Below are 22,807 nucleotides of genomic sequence, written 5' to 3' on the forward strand. Positions count from 1 at the left end.
ACGGCGACACGGTCCGCAGGGCAGGTGAAGGCCGGATTTCTTCTCAAAACCCATCCTCACTCAATGAAGCATAAGTCAACTTCTGAGAGTTGTTTGTGAGAGGACTTCGGGATGAGGAGCCCCGAATCCACTGCCGCATCCGACGCCGATGAGGTCGAGCGGCATCGGTCTCCCCGCTGTGACATCCAGCCAGGCTCACCGTGCCGGTCCCGCTCCGGTGCCGTAGAGTCGACCTACGACACCGGCCGGTTCACCAACGTCCCCCGCCTGGCGAAGGAACTGCGCATGCCGACCCCAGCCGACCGCGGACCCGGCCAACCCTGGCGGCCGGACACACCGCCTCCGGCACAATCCCCGCAGACACCCCGAGCGCGGACATCCGCGTCGGCTACGCCCGCTGCTACCACCTGACCCAGGAACTCCAGTCCCAACTGGATGCCCTCGCCGCGCACGGCATTCCGCGCGAAAAGGCCTTCGCCGAGAAGGTCTCCACCCGCGTGGGGGTCCGCCCGAAGTTCGAGGCAGCACTGGAGGCAGCCCGGCAGATCAAAGCCCACGCCCCGCACTGCCGCGTCATCTTCACCGTCTACGAGATGAAACGGCTCGGCCGTGATTCCGCCGAACTCACCGCGCTGGCAGACCACCTGACCGCGCACGGCATCACCTTGGAGATGCTCGCCGGGCCGCTCACAGGGATCTACGACCCGGCCGGCACCCGCCGGGTGCTGTTCGCGTTCTTCGCCGCGATGGCCGAAACCGAACGCGAGAACATCCGCAAAGCCACCCTCGAAGGCCTCAACCCGGCCCGCACGAAACACCACGGAGGCCGGCCCCCGGTGATCACCGATGACATGCTGCACACCCTGCTGCGCCGCCGCGCGAGCGGCGAGTCAGGACATCCGGCTTGACCTGATCATCCCCACCGGCAAACGCAAAGGCCGCAACCCCAGCCTGGCCAGCATCTACCGGGCGTTCAACGAACATGAGAAACGCCAGGCCCACCCCGAAGCGGTCGAGCAGGCCGACGCCGACTTCGCCACGCTCCCGCCAGGCACCCGAGGCGACTGAACGGCCCCGGTTGCCCCGGTCAGTCATATGCATATCCGCCCGATTTTTCCCGAATGCTACGGGGACCCCCATTGGGCGAATGCATGGCCGTCGCGATTGTCGAATCTGTGCAGCGAACCGATCAAGGCGCACGAGGACCACCCTCGAGACGAACAGGTCACTTTCCAATAGGCTTCAATACCGGTATCCGGAATGACGACGTGGAGCCGGGAGCCATCGGGCAGGGCCGCGTCTACGAAGGGTGAGGAGAGGTCGAGCCTGCGCCCGGAGTTCTTAAGCATCCGCTCAACAAGGTCGCGGACCTGCTGCTCGCTGACGCTGATCAAGGTAAGTTCGGATTCGCCGTTCCGAGCAACGTAACCTCGCTCGGCGCGTTGAGCCAGACCTCTTCGATGGTGGGGTCATCCAGAAGCGGCTGCAGCGGCCCGAAGCCGGCAACGGCATCGAACACGTACTTGCGCGCAGTCTCCAAATGTCCCAAAGGAGGCAGAGGGCCGAGAAGCGCCCGTTCATCGTAGTCATTCACCGCGGCCTCGACGAGCCGGTGCACTTCGGCTGCTTCACTCAAAGGATCCAGCCCGCGCCAACGAATCAGCTCGCGGACTTCATCCTCGACGATACGCAAAGCCTCCATGTTTTCCCCAATGCAGCATGCGCGCAGGCGCTGCGGAAACCTTCAACAAGGTTAAAAAGTAGGGGAGGTTACAACGTGAGACCAAGTCATTTTGGCGGACATGTGGATAATTGTCTTATCCACAAGTCACACCAGAAACACGTGAATCTCTGGCCACTACAGACCCCAAATATCCGGGCAAAGAAGGATCTCATGCCGAAGACACCGCGCGGATATCCCCGCGGCCGCCGGTTCAGCTGGCCCCGCTTCGTGACCGGTGCCGCGGTGCTGTTGCTACTGTCCGGGATTGTCACGCCTGCACAAGCAGAAGAAAATCCAAGCGACCCCCTTCCTGAAGCATCGTCGGCATCAGTCTCGCCCCCTCAGCCCACACCCGCAGCCCAGGCCATGGCACGGTTGAAGGGTCACCGCCATTCGAAGGTATGCGGGAACGCGCCCCCGGGCTACGCATCGTGCCATGCGGAGATCGATGATGAAGTTGCCGGTCCCCTGGCTGCCGGGCAGCTACTCCCTGCTGGCTACGGACCGGCGGATCTGCAATCCGCTTATAAACTGCCCTCACTCACCGCCGGCATAGGCAGGACCGTAGCGGTAGTCGATCCGTACGATGCCCCGACTGCCGAGGCGGATTTGGCTGTCTATCGGACGCGGTACGGGCAGCTTCCTTGTTCCTCCGTCTCAGCGTGCTTCCGGAAAGTGGACCAAAACGGCGGGACCTCCCTGCCGTCCCCCGACGCAGCGTGGGCGCAGGAAGCGTCGCTCGATGTGCAAATGGTCTCGGCGGCCTGCCCCAATTGCAACATCCTGCTCGTCGAGGCCGCGTCCCCTTCCCTCACGGATCTGGGAACCGCCGTCAATACCGCGGTCAATTTAGGTGCCAGTGCCGTGTCGATGAGCTTCGGCGCCCAGGAGGTCGCGGGGATCACCCGATACGACGCCCTCTATTTCAATCACCCCGGGATTCCTTTTGTTGCAAGCTCCGGTGACGACGGGTACACGAACGGCACCGCCCCACCCACCGTGAATTATCCTGCGTCCTCGCCCAACGTCGTCGCAGCCGGCGGCACCACCCTGACCCTCGACACAAGCAAAGTCCGGGGCTGGACCGAACGCGCTTGGGGGGCCACGGGATCCGGCGCAGCCGGGCCCGGCAGCGGCTGCTCCATCTACGAGCCCAAGCCGGCTTGGCAGCACGACGTGGGCTGTCCCAACCGCACCGTCGCCGATCTTGCCTCAGTTGCCGACCCGAGCACCGGCGTCGCCGTCTACGACAGCTATGACAACGGTGGGATGAGCGGGTGGATGGTCTTTGGCGGAACGAGTGCGGCCGCCCCCGTCATCGCCGCCGCCTACGCCCTCGCAGGGCCTGTGCCTGCGGGAATCTCGCCTGCCCAGCTTGCCTACAGCTCACCCTGGGCGCTGAATGACCTTGCAAACGGTGTGAACGGCACCTGCACCATGCCTTATCTGTGCATCGCCGGTTACGGATATGACGGGCCAACCGGACTCGGCACAGCGCAAGGTCTGACAGCCTTCACTCGTTCGAGCCCGCCTTCGTTCACCGATATCCCCGCGAGCTACCCCTTCTACATAGAAGTGACGTGGATGGCCTACAACGGCATCACCACGGGCTATCCCGACGGCACGTTCCGCCCCGTCCAAGCCGTCACACGCGAGGCAATGGCTGCTTTCCTCTATCGTCTCCGGGGAAGCCCCACCTTTGTCCCCCCGGTCATCTCTCCGTTCAGGGACATAGGGGTCCTTTCACCGTTCTACAAGGAAATCACCTGGCTCGCCTCCACCCGCATCACCACCGGATACCCCGACGGCACCTTCCGCCCCTCGGATCCTGTCAACCGCGACGCCATGGCCGCATTCCTCTACCGGGTTGCCGGCAAACCCGCATACACCCCGCCCGGCGCCTCACCGTTCACCGATCTCACTCCGGCGAGCCCGTTCTACCTCGAAATCACCTGGCTGGCCTCGACCGGCATCACCACCGGATACGCCGATGGCACCTTCCGGCCGCTGAACCCTGTCAGCCGCGACGCCATGGCTGCGTTCATGTACCGCTACAACGCCAAAATCGGACGTTGAGGGCTGGAGCCAAGGGCCGGTTCCTGGGCAGGGACTGTTTGGACGTTGGAAAACGTCCGAACTGAAAACCGGCCTTCAGGAGGTCAGCAGCCGGAAATCCTCTACCCGCAGAGGCCGCCCATATCAGTCGGCATAGACACTTGCGGCTTCCTCAGCCGGGGAATATCCATGGGGGTTGCGGCTCTGCCAACGCCAGTGATCCTCGCACATCCGCGAAAGGTTCCGGTGTGCGGACCAACCAAGATCCGCCAGAGCCGCCGAAGGATCGGCATAGCTGACCGCGGCATCTCCTGGCCGCCGGGGCGCGAAGTCATAGGGAACGTCATGGCCTGCCGCTTGGCTGAACGCCCTGATGACTTCCAGCACTGATGATCCCCGGCCGGTTCCAAGATTCCAGCGGAATACGCCGGTCCGATTGCTGAGGTGACGCAAGGCGGCGAGGTGACCCTCGGCGAGGTCCATCACATGGATGTAGTCGCGTACGCCGGTACCGTCCGTCGTCGGATAGTCGTTACCGAAAACCATCACCTTTTCGCGGCGTCCGACAGCGACCTGCGCCACGAAGGGCAACAGGTTGTTCGGAATGCCGCTCGGATCCTCGCCGATCAGGCCGGACTCATGAGCGCCGACCGGATTGAAGTAGCGGAGCAGGGCGATGCTCCAACTCTCGTCGGCGGCACCTAGATCCGAAAGAATGTCCTCGATTTGTTCCTTGGTGCGACCGTATGGGTTGGTGGCGTCCAGTGGTGACTTCTCGATAAGGGGAACTTCCTCCGAGGCGCCGTAAACCGTAGCTGAAGAACTGAAGACCAGGCGACGCACGCCAGCTGCGTCCATGCTGTGCAGCAGGTTGAGCGTGCCTACCACATTGTTCTGGTAGTACCAGAGTGGTTTGTCGACAGACTCGCCAACTGCCTTCAGGCCCGCGAAATGAATAACGGCCCCGAAGCCTCCCTCGGCGAAGATGGCGTCGACGGCGGCAACGTCAAGCAGGTCGGCTTTGCGGAAGTCCACGCTCTTTCCCGTGAGCCGTTCCACCCTGCGCAGGGACTCGGGGTTCGAGTTCATCAAATTGTCGAGAACCACGACCTCGTGCCCCTCTTCAAGGAGACAAAGCGCAGTGTGCGATCCGATGTATCCGGCGCCGCCGGTAACCAATACCTTCATGTGCTCAAGTGTAGGGCGGCCCCGGGGCATGACCACAAAAGTCCTATGTGCCCGCAACGCCGCCCAAGGGCAGCGAGCTCTGACGACGCCCGCGATGGCGACAAAACGCTAGGATAGCCAGCATGACTATCCCCGGGCCGATCAGTTCGCATGCCAACCAAGTGGAAGCCACCGACAAACTGAATGTCGGAGTGTCAATGCTTACCCTCGTCCCCGGGGGGATGGGCGGAAGTGAAACGTACGCCCGCGAGCTGGTTCGCCAGCTCGGCAAGTCATCTTCCGTCAAGGCGACCTGCTACGTCAACGAGTCCGCTGCGGGCTTCTGCGAGGGAGCGGATGAAATTGTCGTTCCCGGGATGGGAGGCGGATCCTCGACTATCGCGCGGCTGGCTACCTTGGCCAGGGGCACGGTGTTCAGACGCTCGATCCTGCGTAAGATGCGCCCAATGGACGTGTTCCACGTCCCTTTCACGGTCCCCCTTCCGAAGCCCCCGAAGGGAAAGCCCTTCGTGCAGACCCTGCTCGATGTCCAGCACCTGGACCTGCCGGACCTGTTCAGCACGCCCGATAAGATTTACCGCAAGATCTTCTATGAAAGGGCAGCCCGCCAGGCCGACGCGATCGTCACCATCAGTGATTTCGCGAAACAGAGCATAGTAGATCAGGTGGGGATCCCGCCCGAAAAGATCTTCACGGCCCACCTTGGTGTCAACCCAGATGATTTCGTTCCCAACCTGGGTCCCCGGCAGAACTTCATTATGTATCCCGCCCGGGGTTGGAAACACAAGAATCACACCAAACTTTTCGCGGCCATGCGCTTGCTGCAGAAGACGAATCCGGAACTGCGCCTTGTCCTGACGGGCGGCGCCTTGGATACGCTCACCGATATCCCATCCAATGTGGACGTCCGTGGACTCGTGCCGCTGAGCGAGCTGCGGGAACTGTACCGGACCGCGGCCTGCATGGTGTTCCCCAGCCTCTACGAAGGTTTTGGACTCCCTCCCCTCGAAGCTATGGCCTCTGGTTGTCCGGTGGCAAGTTCTACTGCGGGTTCGCTTCCTGAAATAGTCGGGGACGCGGCTGAGCTGTTTGACCCGGACGATCCTCAGGCCATCGCCGAGGCCATCCGTCAGGCTATCGCCCGGTCTGAAGAGCTCCAGCGCCTCGGATTCGAGCAGGTCCGGAAGTTTTCCTGGGAGCGTTGTGCCGAGGTGCACGAGGAGGCGTATCGCTACGCATATGCCCAGCGACACCTCGCGGCGGCCGGTAGCTGAGACCTGACGTTGCTTGCTACAGCGGCGTCGATGCGCGAGCACGATATAGTTGGTATGCCCGCTGCACCGAAAACTAAGGACACCAACCAATGCCCCGTGCTCTGATTACTGGAATCACCGGCCAGGACGGCCTGTACCTCGCCGAGTTGCTTCTTTCCAAGGGCTACGAGGTTTTCGGCCTCATCCGCGGTCAAAACAACCCCAAGTATGAGCTCGTTCGCCAGACGGTACCAGGAGTAAGGCTTCTCACCGGGGACCTTACGGATGTCTCATCACTGGTGCGGGTGCTCGATGCCGCACAGCCTGACGAGGTCTACAACTTGGGCGCGATCTCGTTCGTTGCCTACTCCTGGGAAAACGCCTCGCTCACATCGGACGTCACCGGTAAGGGCGTCTTGAACATGCTTGAAGCAACTCGCCTGTATGCGGGCGATGACATCTCCAAAGTACGTTTCTACCAAGCTTCTTCGTCGGAGATGTTCGGCAAGGTTCAGCAGGTGCCACAGACCGAGGAGACCCTGCTCTGGCCGCGGTCTCCCTACGGTGTGGCCAAGGTCTTTGGTCACTACATGACTATCAACTATCGCGAGTCGTACGGCATGCACGCGTCGAGCGGCATTCTGTTCAACCATGAGTCCCCCCGCCGCGGACCGGAATTCGTAACTCGCAAGGTGTCCCTGGCCGTTGCACGCATCAAGCTCGGGCTTCAAAACGAAATCGTCCTCGGAAATTTGGACGCCAAGCGGGACTGGGGTTTTGCTGGCGACTACGTGGAGGCGATGTGGCTCATGCTCCAACAGCCTGAAGCGGATGACTACGTCATCTCCACTGGCGAGACGCACTCGATTGAAGAGCTGCTTCAGGCGGCCTTTGACGCAGCCGGGCTTGACAACTGGCAGCAGTACGTCCGTCAAGACCCCCGTTTCATGCGGCCCGCGGAGGTTGATCTCCTGATCGGCGACGCCACAAAGGCCAAAGAGAAGCTGGGTTGGAAACCCAAGGTCGAATTCAACGAACTCGTCCAGATGATGGTGGAAAACGACATCGCGGAACAGTCCGCATTGATGCGTTGAGCGATTTCCGCGACGTGCGAGCCGTTGCCGGGGGTACTGCTTTCCTCACCGGAGTGACGGGGCAGGATGGATCGTATTTGGCGGAGTCGCTGCTTTCCCGGGGCTGGGAAGTACACGGTCTGGTCCGGCAGCGGCCTCAGGCCGGACCAACGGTCGACGGTGAGATGTTCATCGACGGGGTCCATTACCATGTGGGGGACCTCGCCAAGCCGTCGGGACTGGAGGCGATCCTTAGGTCTGTCGCCCCCGAGCTGGTCTTCAACCTCGGTGGAATCAGCTCGGTGTACCAGTCTTGGCAGGAGCCTTATGACACGGCTTTGATTTCGGGTGCATCGGTCGTGGGCATGCTCGAAACAATGTGGCAGGTACAACAAGCGACGGGGAAGCAAATACGTTTCCTTCAGGCCTCCAGCGCGGAACTTTTCGGTGACGCTGAATTCTCGCCTCAGTCCGAAGAAACGCCGATCCGCCCGGTTTCCCCATACGGGGCGGCGAAGGCTTTGGCCCATCACGCCGTCGGAGTCTATCGGGGCCGCGGAATGTTCGCGTCAACCGCAATCCTTTACAATCACGAGTCCGTGCGCAGGCCATCAAAGTTTGTAACGCGGAAGATCACCTCCGCTGCCGCGGCGATTGCGGCCGGTAAGCAAGACAAGCTATCCCTGGGAAATCTTGCGGCCGTCCGCGACTGGGGATGGGCTCCGGACTACGTGGACGCCATGGACCGCATTGCGCACGCCTCCGAGCCGGATGATTTCGTCGTTGCCACCGGGATCTCCCACTCCGTCCAAGACTTTGTCGTGGCGGCTTTCAAAGCAGTAGGCATCGAGGACTGGCAACGGTACGTGGACGTCGACGAGTCACTGTCACGTCCTACGGATGCATCCGAGATGAGGGGCGATATTTCAAAGATCTCGTCGCGCGTTGGCTGGAAGCCGACCGTCGACTTCGACGAGCTTGTTGCCGCCATGGTGCGGCATGACCAAGCCTTGCTGGCCGAATAGTTTTCTGTCCTCTCTGATCGCTTCAGTAACACGACTAACTCTGGTTTCATCTGTAACATTGGTGCTAGATTGGCCGGGTCACAAGGATGACCCGACACGGCGCAGTGGTCCACACGTCGGAATAACAAGCCATTTAGTTTCTAATGTGCGACACGTGGGGGACTGCGTGTCGCTGGCCGGAGCAAGTAATGAGTCTCAGCAAAGTCGTCAGCAAACGAAAGGGTGGCGGTCCTGCCCTCGGTCGACAGGTGTTGCTGACCGCAGCGCTTGTGCTCATTTGCCTTGTAAGTGGTTCCTTCGTTCCAGCTGTGCCGGCGCATGCTGACACCCAGCCTGTTCCCGCGCCGGCGACTGCGACGCCGGGACACGTGACCGCTACAAACCCGGCTTCGCCCGCTCCCCCTTCGACCGCAGCAGCAGCCAGCGGTCCGGTCCCTCAGGGCGCCCTCGTGAGCGCAGATGCTTTAGCCAAATTCAAAGCCGCTCAGGGGCCCGGCGGGGCGCGCATGGGACAAGGTATACAGAAACAGTCGGGACTCAGATCCATGGCGCAGCCGGGGACTGTCTCGGCTCAGGCGGTATATATGCCGCCTGGGATCCAGGGACTCGATGTCAGCTACTACCAGGGCAACGTCGACTGGCAGCAGCAGCGCAACATGGGAGCGCTTTTTGCCTACGTGAAAGCTACCGAGGACTACGGTTACGTCAACCCCTACTTCGCTAGCCAGTACAACGGTTCAAGCAGTGTTGGCATGATCCGCGGCGCTTACCATTTCGCGGTCCCCAATGTCTCGTCCGGCGCCGTTCAGGCCAATTTCTTCGCATCAAACGGCGGCGCCTGGAGCGGAGACGGTTCCACACTCCCTCCCCTGTTGGACATTGAATACAACCCATATCCGCAATTCGGCAACACGTGTTACAACCTGTCACAAAGCGACATGGTCAATTGGATCTCTGATTTCTCCAACACGATGTACACGCGCACTGGGCGCTATCCTGCGATCTACACCACCACCGACTGGTGGAGAACATGCACCGGCAATACCCCTTCGTTCGGCCGACAACCACTTCATATAGCGTCCTACACAACGGCAGGCTCGCCTGGCATACTTCCGGCAGGCTGGAGCAGCTACGCAATCTGGCAGTACAGCGACGCAGGCCAATTCGTAGGCGATCAAAATGTGTTCAACGGCAGCTATGCCGAACTTCAGGCGTTGGCAACGGGCTTTGACCCTGTACTCAACAAGTACGACGCTATGGGAGGATCCGCAAGCCGACTGGGAAACCAGACGTTGTCCCTCTATTGCGGACTGCGCAATGGAGGTTGTTACCGGCAGTACGACGGCGGACAGATCATTTGGAACGCGGCGACCGGAGCCCAGGCCGTCTACTTCGACGGAATCGGCAGCGCCTGGCGGGCCTTGGGTGGCGTGGACGGTCGTCTTGGCTACCCAACATCGGATGAAACCTGCTCCTCCAATGCCTGCTCCCAGAACTTCCAGGGCGGCTCGATCTACTGGACGACGTCCACAAACGCTGTACCCGTCTTTACCACCAGTATTGGTGCTAGATGGCGTTCGATGGGAGGTACGTCCGGCATCCTGGGCTACCCGACGGGCAGCGAGACCTGCTCGACCACTGCCTGCAGTCAGACATTCCAGAGTGGCAAAATCGTGTGGACAGCGTCGTCCGGCGCATGGGCAATTGTTCAAGGCAACATTGGAACAGCTTGGGTCGCTCTGGGAGCGGAGAACGGCAGACTAGGCTACCCGATCGAAAACCAGACGTGCACTAGCACGCAATGCACACAAGGCTACCAAGGCGGCATTCTCGTCTGGACCTCTGCAACACCAGCGACACCCGTTTGGCGTACAAGCATCGGAGCCAGATGGCTATCCCAAGGTGGCTTGTCTGGTAGCCTCGGGGCTCCGATCGCCAGCGAAACATGCCAGGTGACAACGTGTCGACAAGCCTTTGCGAATGGTGAAATCTTCTGGGCTGCGGCCTCCGGCGCAAAGATCATCAGCAATGGGCAGATTTCCTTGAAGTGGAAGACCGAGCAGGCCGAGAACGGCCGGTTCGGAGTCCCTATCGGAGACACTGAGTTCTGCGGAGGAAAAGAATGCGCCCAGGATTTTGCCGGCGGGCGGATCCTCAAAGATCCGAGTGCAGCCACCGCTGCGTTTGGCGTGCTCCGCGGAACCGGAATCGGAGCCCTGTGGACAAACATGGGTGGCCAGCAAGCGCGTTTGAGCTATCCAACAACTGACGAGTCGTGCACGGCAAGCACTTGCACGCAGTCTTTCACCGGCGGCGAAATCCTTTGGGCTTCGGGCATCGGGATGGGTGCGGTATATAACAGCGGCATCGGCTCACTGTGGCGGACTCTCGGTGCCGAAACTGGACGATTGGGCTTCCCGACAAACAGCGAGACATGCGGGGCCAACTCCTGTACTCAGTCCTTCGCGGGCGGCGACATCTTATGGGCTTCAGGCATCGGGATGGGTGCGGTATATAAGAGCGGCATCGGCGGAGTGTGGCGATCCAACGGGGCTCAACAGGGGTTCTTTGGATTCCCCACAAGCACCGAGACTTGCACTTCCACCGAATGCATCCAATATTTTAATGGCGGCTCGATCAGGTGGAATGCCTTCACCGGATTCGCGATTACACGCTACTGACCAGGCTGGAACACCCGTCTTGGTACGAGCCGCCGCGGAAGGCGTTCGCTTTGTCCGCAGCGGCTCGCACCTTCGGGAACATCACACCCGGACGAAAGATACCTGCCTCGACAAAGCGAAGATGTGGATCCCCACTCCCAAAAGCGGTCCGAGCAGCAGCGACATTACAGCCCTCAGATCAGCTTCCACGGGGAGCAGCAAGACGACGAGGGTCACGGCCCCAGCTAATACCCAACCAAGAGATGAAACCCGGTGCCGGTTCAATGCGACGCACATCCCGCCCGTCAGCGTAAGAAGTGCTAGCAAGGCTGCCGCAACGGTGAGGCCAGCCAAAATCCACGGCTCGACCAGATAGTCTGGCCCGAACAGCAGGACCATGAGCCACGGCCCCAGGAAATATGCCGCCACGGCGCCGAGCGCGGCCACGGCACCGAGCAGTAGGGCTATCGGTCGAAGGGCGGCCAAACCACGGTGACGATGAGCCACGAAGTGTGCAATCGCCACGCTCTGGAAAGTACCCAGTGGGACCATCAGTGGCGCCCGTGTCAAAAGGATGGCAAGCAAGAGAGGCGCGGAAGCCAGGTACACCGGGGACGGCGTCGTGAGGCGGTACAGGATTGGGAACCCCACCATCAAGGACGCACTCGCCGCCGTCGCAATGCTCGCGTGGCCAACCTTCCTTGCGAACACCTGCGCCGGAACATCGAGACGCTGAGCGAAAGCGCCCCGAACCTCGGGCCGGAACACAGATACTAGGACCCAAGCCAAGGCTCCGGCTCCTGCTGCCGCTGCAATACCCGCTGTGGAGCCAGCCAACAGGCCCACGGCAAGGACCAGGGCCAGACGGAACGTGGACTCAGAGGCAACGAGCGTCGAGAAGTGCCCCCAACTGCGGCGTCCGCTCAACACCCCCGCCAGCGCAGCGTGGATGGAGAACGCCAAACAGGACCCCGCAAGGACCAAGGCCAGAACGCCCCAGTGCGGGCCAAGTACCGCGGGGCCCCACAGGAAGGAACTCGCGGCCAGAATTACCGCAAGGGAGCCGCTAAGAGTCAGCACCACGCGGAACAAGCCCACGCTCTTCGGATGGTCCTCCGGGTGTCTTTCGTGCCTATCGGCGCCTCGGGCCGTAACGTGCCGTACGATCTCGGTCTGAAGCCCACCCAACAGGCCAAAAAGCAGGAACAGAGCCGACCAGAACGCCAGGAATTCGGCATTGTCGGCTTTGTCGAGGACCCGTGGAACAAACCAGATGACGAGGTAGCCAGCTGCCGCCGACACAAGAGATGCTAAGCCCACAGACGCCGCTTGGCGCCCCGCAATAGTCGATTGTGGCTGGATTCCGTCGGGGTCAGTCATTCGCCATGCTCTCGATCACAGTGTCAAATGGACAGAGAACTTGGGAGGTCATGGCACCATATTAGTGTCGGGAGCGGACGGGCACTCAATCTAGCGGCGCGCCGTCGAGTTGGCTCAAGTGATTTCTAAAGCCCAAACGATACGTGGAAGTTGGAATATGCCAGTCGAAATTTTTGTCCCCTTCTGGGGCGATCCGGATCTGCTCAAGGAAACTGTCCGGAGCGTTCTGGCACAAAACAACAGCGATTGGACCCTGACCGTCGTCGACGACTGCTATCCCGACGATTCCGTCGCCGAGTACTTTGCCGGCCTTGAGGATACCCGCGTCACGTACGTCCGGAATGCGACGAACAAGGGCATCACGGAGAACTACCGCACGTGCGTTGCACTGGCAAAATACGACTTGATGGTTATTCTCGGCTGCGATGACGTACTTCTGCCCAACTACGTGGACGTAGTTCTGAAAGCCAACCGGGATTTCCCCGACGCCGCCGTGATCCAGCCTGGCGTCCAGATCATCGACGAGACCGGCAAGGTTGTCACCTCTCTCGCGGACTCGGTCAAACGGAGGCTTGTGGGACCGAAGACCGGATTTGCGACCGTTTTGGGCGGGGAATCCCTGGCAGTCAGCCTATTGGGGGGCAACTGGCTCTACTGGCCGTCGTTGGCGTTCCGAACGGACGCGATCCGTCGAGTAAGCTTCCGCGACGGACTGCCCATCGTGCAGGACCTTGCATTGGTGATGGACATTGTTCTGCAGGGGGGATCGCTGGTGTACGAGCCTGCCCTGGCGTTTTCTTACCGCCGGCATTCGGCAAGCGCCTCATCCGCAACGCTCACAGACGGCAGCCGATTCGCCGGGGACCGTGAGTACGCGCAGATCGCCCAGAAGCTGTGCCTCGACAGGGGCTGGAACAAAGCCGCCTTCGCCGCGCGCGTTCGTTGGACTTCGCGTCTGCACGCAGTATCACTCTTGCCAACAGCGCTAGTGTCACTCAAGCCTGATGTCATCCGGGCAACCCTACGGCATGCCTTCGGATCCTGACGTTGCAAACGCATGTGAGAAACTGAACGTGAACACGTTCGCCCCAGAAAGGCCCAATAAGTGACCCTGTCAATCAACACATCCCCCAACAAGCGTGGCACCGCCCTGATAACCGGAGGCGCCGGATTCATTGGCTGCGCTGTCTCCCCGGCGTTGGTAGCTGGATTTGACAGGGTCGTTGCGGTGGACAATCTGCACCCGCAGATTCATGCGGCCCAGACACGTCCAGATGGACTCGACCCGGCAGTTGAGCTGATCGTCGCAGACATCACCGAGGCCCAGACCTGGGACAAGGTCTTGGCAAATGTCACGCCAGACGTCGTCATCCATTTGGCAGCCGAGACCGGAACCGGACAGTCTCTCGAGGAGTCCTCACGCCACGCCATGGTCAATGTCGTCGGCACCACCCAGATGCTCGATGGCCTAAATCGCAGCGGCCTGCTCCCCCGACGCATCGTCCTAAGCAGCAGCCGGGCCGTGTATGGCGAGGGCGCTTGGAAGTCCAACGCCACTGGTACCCTTTTCTACCCTGGACAACGCTCGAACGAAATCCTTTCACGGGCTCAATGGGACTTCCCCGACGCGGAGCCTGTCGCCATGTCCGCCTCTAAGGTCGCGCCCGCGCCCGTCAGCGTTTACGGAGCAACGAAACTCGCTCAGGAGAACATCCTTGAGTCTTGGGCGAAATCCTACGGAGTTGAGACCGCGGTATTGCGTCTGCAGAACGTCTACGGTCCTGGCCAGTCTCTGATCAACCCCTACACGGGCATCATGTCTCTGTTCTGCCGGATGGCCAAGGCTGGAAAGTCGATCCCACTCTACGAAGACGGCGAGGTGCGCCGGGACTTCGTCCTGATCGATGACGTTGCCGCAGCAATCGTGGCCGCAGCTGTTGCTGAGCGCTCACACGACGGCGCGCTCGACATTGGGTCCGGAGAATTCCAGACCATCCGTACGGCGGCAGAGATTATCAGCAATCACTACGGAGCACCGGCTCCTCACGTCACCGGACAATTCCGCCAGGGCGATGTCCGCCATGCTTGGGCGGATGTGGAGCCAGCGGAGTCCGCGTTATCGTGGGAACCCCAGTACAAGCTTGAAGCAGGAATTGCCCGTCTCGCCGACTGGATTGACGGGCGTCTTCCTGCTGAAGCAGCCCTCTAACACAAACTGAATTTGGAACGGCTGCCGGCCCTATGGGATTACTCCATAGGCCGGCAGCCGCACGCTCAGGATGAAACGGCGAACCCAACCGTGCGTGGGTAAACGCGTCGAGCGACTAGCGTCCGCCGACCGTGGCCGGTTCTTCGTGCACCTGCACCTCAGCAGTCGGCGCGTTCACGTCGTCGCCAGGTACCGGCTGACCGGTGGCGTCGCGATTCTTGCGCCGACGGCGGACCAGACGCATGACTGGACGCTCTACGAACAACCAGCTCAGGGTCGCAAGCACCAGGGTCCCTGCGCAAGAGGCCAGTAGGTAAATCGCCAGCCCCTTGCCGTGCACGCCGTAAAGAGCAAGCAGCTGTTGGACGGGCCAAGCGTAAATGTAAAAACCATACGATACGTCGTGGACACGGATCAGCCGTGGTGACGGAAGAACGGACGAAATCCACAGCAGTCCATAGGCTATGAATGGGCTGGCAAGCTGTCCGCCCCAGGATGGCACCGCGTAGACACTAACCGCTACGATAACTACGGACCCAAGCCCGGCGATCCAGTGCAAGCCGATGCGAGACGACAACATCTGGACAAGCGCTCCGCCGAGGAAGAACGGCAGCAGCTTAGCCAGGAGGGAGAAGTCGACATCATTAATGAAGGGCTTGAGGGCAGACAGGTTGGCATAGAGGGTCACGCTTAGGGCAAAAGCCACGGCCATTGGCACAGGTGAGCGACGAACCCAAGCGAGCCCGCCAATGGTTGCGATGACCAGATAGCACAAGAACTCGTAGTACAGGCTCCAGAGCGAGCCGTTCCACGACCCCGCAAAGGGAACCGACGCTGGCGTGAAGGAAACATCGTATTGGCGCATCTGCAAGAAGAGGTTCGAAAACACAAACCTCAGCGGCGTAGTCTCAGTCGACCAGTACTTCTCGAGTGAGCCGTTCTGATGCAGATACCCAAGTGGAGCAAAGACTGCAATCGTGACCAGTAGACAGACCAGGAACGCCGGATAGATCCGGGCAACGCGGTGTACGAGGTACTCACCCAGACCGTTGGTCAGACGGCTGCCCGTGATGAGGAATCCACTTAGGGCAAAGAATCCTGCCACCGCCCATCCGCCGAGGTTTTCACCGCGGATGTGCGGGCCGACGCCCGCCCCGGCCAAGTAGAAGCTATGCGCGAAGAGCACGAGGGCTGCCAGACCGAGCCTGATCATATTCAGGCTGTTCTTTCGAGGATCCAGAGGTTTACCGAGAACCATCCGTGAGTCGCGTCGGTCCCTCGCTTGGGGAGAAACGCTCCGCCGCGCCGTCAGTCGGGGCCCCGCGCTCTCCGCCGTAGCATCGGGCGACGCGGCCGACATCAGTTCAGCTCCCCGGGTTTCTCGGCTTCATCGATCGCGATCCGGCGAGAAAGCTTCGTAAGTGCCGTTTCGGAATGGCGAAAGCGCTGGTAGGTGGTCGCCATGAAGACAAACAACGAAACGACACTGCCGTACAGGACCAAGTCGGTTCCACGTCCAATGCCAAAGAAAGTCGCAACATGGGTCAGTGCGTCAGGGAAGAACACCGATAGAGCAGCCCCTGCTGCAAACAACATGAGCAAGATTCGCCGCACGGCCAGATGCCTTGCGTTTGATCCGCCGCGCATCAAAGCAAGGGAGACCAACATGACAGCAATGACCAGGACGATTTGTACGATAATCAGCAATCCGACACCTTGAGCTCGTAAACGAAGAGGGCTTATTTGAAGAAGAGTTCGGCCACGATGTTGACCGAGTTGAGGAGCGACTGTCCCTTGGACTTGGAATAGTCTGTGTAGATAATTTCCACGGGGTGCTCGACGTACTTCGGCTTGAGTTTCGCCATTTGGTGTACCAACTCAGAAGCGTGCGCCATACGGTTCTGTGTTAGGTGGATGTTCGATGCTACATAGGGGTTGAACGCCCGAAGCCCGTTGTGGGCGTCGGTGAGGTTCATGCCTGTTGCCAAACGGGACTGAATGGCAGCTGTCTTGAGTACTAGCCGTTTGGCTGGCGAGAGCTTCGTACGGTCATCCAGAAAGCGCGAGCCAAGGACGATGTCTGCCTCGCCCGACTGCACCCGCTCCACCATGGCTTTGGCGTCTTCAACCCGGTGCTGGCCATCGGCGTCGAAGGTCACGATGCACCCCAAATTCTTGTCTTGAAGGGCAAACTCGATCCCCGTCTGCAGCGCAGCGCCCTGGCCAAGATTAATGGGGTGCTGAACGACTACTGCCCCCGCAGCGCGCGCCGCGTTCTGGGACCCGTCAGTGCTGCCGTCGTCGACGCAAACTACAAAGGGGAACTGTCTGCGAAGCCCTTCAATGACAGAACCTACGACGGTAGCCTCGTTGTACATGGGGATGACGATCCAGGTGCGACTCACGTACCAATTGTTGCATACGCGCCAGATGAATCCGGGCGCCCCACAGTGCCCCACCCGACGCGATGACCTTGTTTTCTCAGGTGGGTTGCGACGGAACCTCTGTCGGGCATGCTAACCCAAGTAGTCCGCCAAACGACTTTCCCCAACAGGCGGATGGAATCCTGCGGCCTGGATCTTATGCAGCGAAAGGATGCTGTGCAAGGGCCTTGTGGCCGCGTCCTTGCCCTTGAAGTACTCATAGGTGCTAATGCCAGAGACGTCTGATCGGGAAGCCCCGGACAACTCAAAGACGTCGGCGGCAATTTCCGCCCATGACTTAGGTTCGCCGTCGTTGGTGAGGTTGTATGTTCCATAAGGCGCCCCGGTCTCAAGCAAGTGCCGGATCCCGTCAGCGATGTCACTTGTAAATGTCAGTCGTCCGATCTGGTCATTCACTACTGCGGGCCTTACGCCGCGGGCGGCGAGGTTAGCCATCGTCCGGACGAAATTGTTCCCCTCGCCGATCACCCAACTAGTGCGCACAATGTAGTGGCGCGGCACAACGCTCACCACCGCGTCTCCTGCCGCCTTCGTCTGGCCATACACACTCAGCGGGGTCGGGGCTTCGTCTTCGGTGTGGGTCTTCGCTGTGCCATCAAACACGTAGTCAGAGGACACATGCACCAGCGTCAAGTCGTGTTCGATGGCGGTGCGCGCCAATCGGGCGACTGCCGTGACGTTAGTCTGCCAGGCAGCCTGGCGGCCTTCGGGGGTTTCGGCCGTGTCGACGGCCGTGTAGGCGGCCGCATTGATGATGGTGGAGTAGTTCTTCCAGTTCTTTTCGGCAATCGCTTCTGGGGAGCCGAGGTCGAACTCAGCTCGGCCGGCAAACTCCACGGAGGCATCGCCTTCGTACAGTTTCCGAAGGGCTTTGCCGAGCTGGCCGTTGGCACCCACCACGAGCGTCTTACGCGGGCCCATCGGCCGCACATCCGCCAGACGCGGGTGGGCTTTGTCTTTGTCCGAGAGTTCGGCCTCCTCCAGCGGGATCGGCCAGTCGATGGCGGCGGTCTCGTCGGCCAGGTTCAGGAAGGTGTACTGGCCCTGGGCGTCGGCACTCCAGTGGTCGTTGACCAAGTAGGTGTAGGCAGTGTTGTCTTCCAGGGTCTGGAAGGCGTTGCCCACGCCTCTGGGGATGAAAATGGCCTGGCTCGGGTCCAGCTCGGCGGTGAACACGGCACCAAACGATGGCCCTTGGCGCAGGTCCACCCAGGCACCGAAGATCTTGCCCGTGGCGACAGAGATGAATTTGTCCCACGGCTCGGCGTGAATGCCGCGGGTGGTACCGGCTTTTTCGTTGAAAGAGATGTTGTTCTGAACCGGCTTGAAGTCAGGAAGGCCCAGGGCCACCATCTTCTCGCGCTGCCAGTTCTCCTTGAACCAACCGCGGTTGTCGCCGTAGACGGGAAGCTCGTAAAGAACGACGCCGGGAATCGGTGTTTCGCGGGCACTCAGCTGCTTGGAAAACTCGATCGACATCGTCTATTGGCCCTGTTCCTTGTACTTGGCTTCGGTTTCGGCCTTCTGCGGGCGCCACCATGCTTCGTTGTCGCGGTACCACTTGATGGTGTCTTCGATGCCGGCCTCGAAGTTGGAGAACTCGGGCTTCCAGTCCAGCTCGGTGCGCAGCTTCGTGGAGTCGATCGCGTAGCGCAGGTCATGGCCCGGGCGGTCCACGACGTGGTCGTAGGCGTCGTTGTCCTGGCCCATGTGCGAGAGGATCAGCTCCACGACGTCCTTGTTGTTCTTCTCGCCGTCCGCGCCGATCAGGTAGGTTTCCCCGATCCGGCCCTTGTCGATGATCGCCAGCACGGCGGAGGAGTGGTCGTTCGCGTGGATCCAGTCGCGGACGTTCTCGCCCTTGCCGTAGAGCTTCGGGCGGATCCCGTCGATCACGTTGGTGATCTGGCGCGGGATGAACTTTTCCACGTGCTGGTACGGGCCGTAGTTGTTCGAGCAGTTGCTGATCGTGGCCTGCAGCCCGAAGGAGCGCACCCATGCCCGGACCAGCAGGTCCGAACCGGCCTTCGTCGAGGAGTACGGGCTGGAGGGGTTGTAGGGGGTGTTCTCGGTGAACCGTTCCGGGTCATCGAGTTCCAGGTCCCCGTAGACCTCGTCGGTGGAGATGTGGTGGAAGCGCTTGCCGTGCTTCCGGGCGGCCTCGATCAGCGTGTACGTGCCGATGATGTTGGTGTCCAGGAACGGGCGCGGGTCATGCAGGGAGTTGTCATTGTGCGACTCCGCGGCGTAATGGACCACGACGTCGCTCGCCGCGACGAGCCCGTCCACGACCCTCGCATCACAGATATCGCCTTGCACCATCCGGAATCGTTCTGCTGGTAGTCCCTTCAAAGAGTCCCTGTTGCCGGCATAAGTGAGCTTGTCCAGGACTGTGACGTGGCTGTCCGTGTTTTCCAGGGCATAGCGGACAAAATTCGAACCGATGAAGCCCGCGCCCCCAGTGACGAGAAGTTTCTGCATGCCTACAGCCTAACGCCCGATCGGCACCTCTTTGCGTGCAGCGCATCCGGCCCCAGATTCTCCGGGTCTTGCCGGGGACGACTCTCCCCGTTGTCGACTTGGCCGCTAGAGTTTGGCCTGAATCATTGGCGCCAGCAATTGGCTAAATTCAAGGTTCAGGTGGTTAACGTCGTAGTACACGACGACCCCACCAACCACGCTATAGCACATTTTCGCATCGCAGAAATATCGGGTCAGGTCAATGAGCCTCACCTTAGGGTCATGGCTCACCCGTGCGGCATAGCTCATAGGATCTTCCGGATCGGCCACCCCTCGGTCCACGGCACATCGTACGGGATCTTTGGCATTTAACTGGACACAGTCCGAAGACCTGACGTCGACATTGTAAGGCGGGTCGGACAATACCCTCACTTCGGTACCCACAGACGTCCATGACTCCCAGTACTTGCCGAACCCCTCGGCGTACTGTTCGTTCTGTGACCGCCCAGAGCCGTCGTCCACACGCTCCTTGCGTGCAAACGCCGCGGTAAAGACGTACTGCGGCCGCTCGGCCTTAATAGCGTCGGACACCTCCCGACCCCAGTTCCTGCAAGCGTCCACATTTGCCTGGTTTGCCACCGACGAGTAGTAGCCCACGTAAGACACCGCGGCCGGCGGACAGGCACCGTCGAAGCTGATCTTGACCACCCATTTGTTTCGTTTGGCAAGGTCGAATATCGGCCCCTGCCACTGCTGTGCGTGTGAATCACCGACTAGCCATATCGTCTGCGGGTTCGCTGCGCCCCCACTGAAATCACAGATCCGTGTCGTCTTCTTGTCACCCGCCAGCAGGATATCCAGAGGCTCAGTGCATTCCGAGGGAGTTTTGAAATAGGCATTCGCGTCGCTCATGATTGGGGTCGCGGCAGGCCCAAACCTATCCGGGCACTCGGTCGGGTGGTCCATGGAACTAGGTCCGTAGCACACAGAGGTCTTTTGCCGCAGCATGGACTCCTCTGCCGCAGCGACCTTGGCAGTTTGTCCGAGCTCGAGGCCGCCGCATCCGGCGCCGACGACAACAATGCCTACCACCATTGCCAACACGGTCTTGAGAGCGGGACGAACCTGCGGGCGGAACGCAATGCCCTTATCTTCGACCCACACCTTCGTGGCCCACGCGAGAGCCACTGAGATTGCTAGCAGCACCAGCTTGGCCGGTGTCCGCAACTCGGCACTGATAAGGAACGGCCCAACGACGATCAGAGGCCAGTGCCAGAGGTAGAGGGAGTACGAAATGTTGCCCAGAAATTGCACGGGCTTCCAAGAAATGAGTCGGCTATGCCAGAAGCGGTGTCCCGGCGTTCCTCCGGCAATAACGAGGGCAGTTCCGAGCACCGGCAAAAGGGCGAACGTGCCAGGGAAAGGGGTCGCAGCGTTGAAGAGCAAGGCGCTCGCGAGAAGTCCGCCAAAACCTAGCAGTACTATCGGTCCGCAGACAGCCCGCGGGAATCGCAGCCTGCTGACCACCAGGGCCAAGATCGCACCGACCCCAAACTCCCAGAGACGGACCGGGGTGTAGAAGTAAGCTTCATGGCGTCCCATGTCCGCATAATGTGAGGAGAGTGCGAGAGAAACCAGAGACGCCGCGCCAATTCCCGCCGCCACAATCCATCGCGGGCGGGCCTTCAGCAGTTTGGCCCCCCACGCCAAACCGACGAGCAGCAACGGCCAAAACAAGTAGAACTGTTCCTCCACTGACAACGACCAGTAGTGCTGCGCCACCGTAGCGCTCGATGTTGAAGCCGAGTAGTCGACGGCGTTAGCGGCCAGGACCCAGTTCTCCCCATAAATGGCGCTGGCCAGAACTTGTTGAGCGGTGTCCCCCCATCGGGAGAAGGGCAGAATCACGGCCGCCGCAACGAGGGATACGGCCAGTACGACGAATGCGGCGGGAAGAAGCCGCCGAATACGGCGCGAATAGAACGCCGCAAAGTCCAAACGTCCAGTAGCGAATACTTCCTTGGACAAGTGCGCTGTGATGAGGAACCCAGAGATAACAAAGAAAGCATCGACACCGACGTAGCCGCCTGGGAGCAACTTGGGCCACAGGTGACCGAGTACGACGAAACTCACCGCAAGCGCACGGAGTGCCTGAATGTCCGGGCGGAAGCCGCTTCGGTTTTTCGCAGCTGGCCGGACACTCGGCGTGGCCGTGGCCGAATCCAGCGTCGACTCCCCCAAAGGCACAGCGCGACTCGATGACACGCGCACTCCGTTCTAGATTGATAGCGTGGCCAGCGTGGCCACAAGCCCTCGACATTCTACAACGCGGGTTGACGGCCGCAGGCTGAGGCATGCGCGCCGTTTCGCGAGCAGTGCAGCTAAGTCTCGCCGCGGGTTTGCTGACTCGAAGTTGGTACGGGAGTATTGAAGCCATGCGTGGAATAATCTTGGCCGGCGGAACCGGATCCCGGTTGCACCCAATCACCCTCGGTGTAAGCAAGCAACTCGTCCCGGTCTATGACAAGCCGATGATTTACTACCCGCTCTCGACACTTATCCTCGCAGGCATCCGGGATATCTTGATCATCACGACTCCCCAGGACGCTGAGCAGTTCCAGCGGTTGCTCGGCGATGGAACCAAGTTCGGAGTGAACCTCAGCTACGTTCAGCAACCTTCGCCGGACGGGCTGGCCCAGGCCTTCATTCTGGGCGCCGACCACATCGGGGACGAAACAGTGGCCCTGGTACTAGGAGATAACATTTTCTATGGTCAGGGCATGGGCACCCAACTCCGCCGCCACGCAAATATAGACGGTGGGGCTGTTTTCGGTTATTGGGTGAAAGACCCCAAGGCTTACGGCGTGGTGGAGTTTGACGACGACGGACGCGCCCTGTCTCTTGAAGAGAAACCAGAGAAGCCACGCAGCCACTACGCCGTTCCGGGGCTTTACTTCTACGACAACGACGTTATCGACATTGCTCGCCATCTCAAGCCTTCGGCACGTGGCGAACTGGAAATAACCGACGTGAATCGCGTCTACCTTGAGCGCGGCAAACTCCAGGTCGAAATCCTTCCCAGAGGAACCGCATGGCTGGATACGGGGACCTTCAACGACCTCAGTGATGCTTCAAACTTCATCCGCACGGTGGAAAATCGGCAGGGCCAGAAGATCGGCGCTCCAGAGGAGATTTCTTGGCGATTGGGCTTCCTCAATGACGAGGAACTTCGAGCACGCGCCGAGCCCCTTGTGAAGAGCGGATACGGCGCTTACCTACTGGATTTGCTCAACGACTAGTTGCCCTGGGCCAGTTGGCGGTCCCATTTACGCGGTAT

The 22,807-nt window shown here is 60.5% G+C and carries 17 protein-coding genes and 1 pseudogene; 9 read left to right on the plus strand and 9 right to left on the minus strand.

The genetic code is table 11. The annotated features are described in order from the left end of the window. The first annotated feature begins 200 nt into the window (after positions 1-200). Positions 201-908 carry a recombinase family protein gene (locus ACFVTG_RS07030; RefSeq protein WP_390279154.1) on the plus strand — a complete coding sequence of 236 codons (708 nt, stop codon included), beginning with the start codon at positions 201-203 and terminating at the stop codon, positions 906-908. Between the two features lie 318 nt (positions 909-1,226). Here ACFVTG_RS07030 and ACFVTG_RS07035 read toward each other — a convergent pair. Further along, positions 1,227-1,702 (minus strand): annotated as a pseudogene (locus ACFVTG_RS07035) (CpaF family protein); the annotation flags it as partial. A 192-nt stretch (positions 1,703-1,894) separates the two neighbouring features. Here ACFVTG_RS07035 and ACFVTG_RS07040 point away from each other — a divergent pair. Further along, the gene (locus ACFVTG_RS07040; protein ID WP_390279155.1) at positions 1,895-3,799 is read left to right on the plus strand and encodes an S-layer homology domain-containing protein; all 1,905 of its coding nucleotides are present in this window, start codon (positions 1,895-1,897) and stop codon (positions 3,797-3,799) included. Between the two features lie 123 nt (positions 3,800-3,922). Here the strand turns inward: ACFVTG_RS07040 and galE are convergent, their stop codons facing one another. Further along, positions 3,923-4,966 (minus strand): UDP-glucose 4-epimerase GalE, encoded by a 1,044-nt coding sequence (galE, locus tag ACFVTG_RS07045; protein WP_390279157.1) that lies wholly within the window; start codon positions 4,964-4,966, stop codon positions 3,923-3,925. Positions 4,967-5,088: 122 nt separating this feature from the next. Here galE and ACFVTG_RS07050 point away from each other — a divergent pair, with 122 nt between their 5' ends. The 4 genes from ACFVTG_RS07050 to ACFVTG_RS07065 all read left to right on the plus strand — a co-directional run bounded on the left by ACFVTG_RS07050 (position 5,089) and on the right by ACFVTG_RS07065 (position 10,998). After that, the gene (locus tag ACFVTG_RS07050; protein WP_390279159.1) at positions 5,089-6,240 is read left to right on the plus strand and encodes a glycosyltransferase family 4 protein; all 1,152 of its coding nucleotides are present in this window, start codon (positions 5,089-5,091) and stop codon (positions 6,238-6,240) included. 89 nt (positions 6,241-6,329) lie between these two features. Beyond that, complete coding sequence (gene gmd, locus ACFVTG_RS07055; protein WP_390279161.1) at positions 6,330-7,313, plus strand: GDP-mannose 4,6-dehydratase; 984 nt, start codon at positions 6,330-6,332, stop codon at positions 7,311-7,313. After that, complete coding sequence (locus ACFVTG_RS07060) at positions 7,310-8,317, plus strand: GDP-mannose 4,6-dehydratase (protein WP_390279162.1); 1,008 nt, start codon at positions 7,310-7,312, stop codon at positions 8,315-8,317. The genes gmd and ACFVTG_RS07060 overlap by 4 nt, the downstream gene beginning before the upstream one ends. Positions 8,318-8,766: 449 nt before the next feature. Further along, entirely contained in the window at positions 8,767-10,998 is a 2,232-nt protein-coding gene (locus ACFVTG_RS07065; protein ID WP_390279164.1) for a GH25 family lysozyme, read from the plus strand. An 81-nt stretch (positions 10,999-11,079) separates the two neighbouring features. On the opposite strand, the gene ACFVTG_RS07070 is transcribed toward ACFVTG_RS07065, so the two are convergent. Continuing rightward, complete coding sequence (locus tag ACFVTG_RS07070; protein WP_390279166.1) at positions 11,080-12,279, minus strand: hypothetical protein; 1,200 nt, start codon at positions 12,277-12,279, stop codon at positions 11,080-11,082. Between the two features lie 235 nt (positions 12,280-12,514). On the opposite strand from ACFVTG_RS07070, the gene ACFVTG_RS07075 reads away from it, so the two are divergent. Together ACFVTG_RS07075 and ACFVTG_RS07080 are read left to right on the plus strand one after the other, a co-directional pair. Continuing rightward, a complete protein-coding gene (locus ACFVTG_RS07075; protein WP_390279167.1) occupies positions 12,515-13,402 on the plus strand; it encodes a glycosyltransferase family 2 protein in 888 nt (295 codons plus the stop codon). Between the two features lie 60 nt (positions 13,403-13,462). Then, entirely contained in the window at positions 13,463-14,566 is a 1,104-nt protein-coding gene (locus ACFVTG_RS07080; protein ID WP_390279169.1) for an NAD-dependent epimerase/dehydratase family protein, read from the plus strand. 115 nt (positions 14,567-14,681) lie between these two features. Here the strand turns inward: ACFVTG_RS07080 and ACFVTG_RS07085 are convergent, their stop codons facing one another. From ACFVTG_RS07085 to ACFVTG_RS07110, 6 genes are all read right to left on the minus strand, one after another. Beyond that, positions 14,682-15,779: an acyltransferase family protein gene (locus ACFVTG_RS07085; protein WP_390279171.1), complete on the minus strand. Its 1,098-nt coding sequence runs from the start codon at positions 15,777-15,779 to the stop codon at positions 14,682-14,684. Positions 15,780-15,925: 146 nt separating this feature from the next. Next, positions 15,926-16,273 (minus strand): DUF2304 domain-containing protein, encoded by a 348-nt coding sequence (locus ACFVTG_RS07090; RefSeq protein ID WP_390279173.1) that lies wholly within the window; start codon positions 16,271-16,273, stop codon positions 15,926-15,928. Between the two features lie 32 nt (positions 16,274-16,305). Then, complete coding sequence (locus tag ACFVTG_RS07095; RefSeq protein ID WP_390279175.1) at positions 16,306-16,971, minus strand: glycosyltransferase family 2 protein; 666 nt, start codon at positions 16,969-16,971, stop codon at positions 16,306-16,308. 111 nt (positions 16,972-17,082) lie between these two features. After that, positions 17,083-18,489: a sugar nucleotide-binding protein gene (locus ACFVTG_RS07100; protein ID WP_390279177.1), complete on the minus strand. Its 1,407-nt coding sequence runs from the start codon at positions 18,487-18,489 to the stop codon at positions 17,083-17,085. A 3-nt stretch (positions 18,490-18,492) separates the two neighbouring features. Then, positions 18,493-19,491, minus strand: coding sequence for a dTDP-glucose 4,6-dehydratase (gene rfbB, locus ACFVTG_RS07105; protein WP_390279179.1), 999 nt, complete (start codon positions 19,489-19,491; stop codon positions 18,493-18,495). A 105-nt stretch (positions 19,492-19,596) separates the two neighbouring features. After that, a complete protein-coding gene (locus ACFVTG_RS07110) occupies positions 19,597-21,741 on the minus strand; it encodes an acyltransferase family protein (RefSeq protein WP_390279181.1) in 2,145 nt (714 codons plus the stop codon). A gap of 164 nt (positions 21,742-21,905) precedes the next feature. On the opposite strand from ACFVTG_RS07110, the gene rfbA reads away from it, so the two are divergent. Beyond that, positions 21,906-22,769, plus strand: coding sequence for a glucose-1-phosphate thymidylyltransferase RfbA (gene rfbA / locus ACFVTG_RS07115; RefSeq protein ID WP_390279348.1), 864 nt, complete (start codon positions 21,906-21,908; stop codon positions 22,767-22,769). Positions 22,770-22,807 lie beyond the last annotated feature (38 nt).

The sequence above is a fragment of the Arthrobacter sp. NPDC058127 genome (assembly GCF_042884555.1).
In the GTDB taxonomy this organism is placed as follows: Bacteria; Actinomycetota; Actinomycetes; order Actinomycetales; family Micrococcaceae; genus Arthrobacter.

Bases quoted from the DNA above. Each gene is read 5' to 3' on its own strand.
- ACFVTG_RS07040 (WP_390279155.1), top strand. From the start codon at position 1,895: ATGCCGAAGACACCGCGCGGATATCCCCGCGGCCGCCGGTTCAGCTGG.
- galE (WP_390279157.1), bottom strand. From the start codon at position 4,966: ATGAAGGTATTGGTTACCGGCGGCGCCGGATACATCGGATCGCACACT.
- ACFVTG_RS07050 (WP_390279159.1), top strand. From the start codon at position 5,089: ATGACTATCCCCGGGCCGATCAGTTCGCATGCCAACCAAGTGGAAGCC.
- gmd (WP_390279161.1), top strand. From the start codon at position 6,330: ATGCCCCGTGCTCTGATTACTGGAATCACCGGCCAGGACGGCCTGTAC.
- ACFVTG_RS07075 (WP_390279167.1), top strand. From the start codon at position 12,515: ATGCCAGTCGAAATTTTTGTCCCCTTCTGGGGCGATCCGGATCTGCTC.
- ACFVTG_RS07085 (WP_390279171.1), bottom strand. From the start codon at position 15,779: ATGATCAGGCTCGGTCTGGCAGCCCTCGTGCTCTTCGCGCATAGCTTC.
- ACFVTG_RS07100 (WP_390279177.1), bottom strand. From the start codon at position 18,489: ATGTCGATCGAGTTTTCCAAGCAGCTGAGTGCCCGCGAAACACCGATT.
- rfbB (WP_390279179.1), bottom strand. From the start codon at position 19,491: ATGCAGAAACTTCTCGTCACTGGGGGCGCGGGCTTCATCGGTTCGAAT.
- rfbA (WP_390279348.1), top strand. From the start codon at position 21,906: ATGCGTGGAATAATCTTGGCCGGCGGAACCGGATCCCGGTTGCACCCA.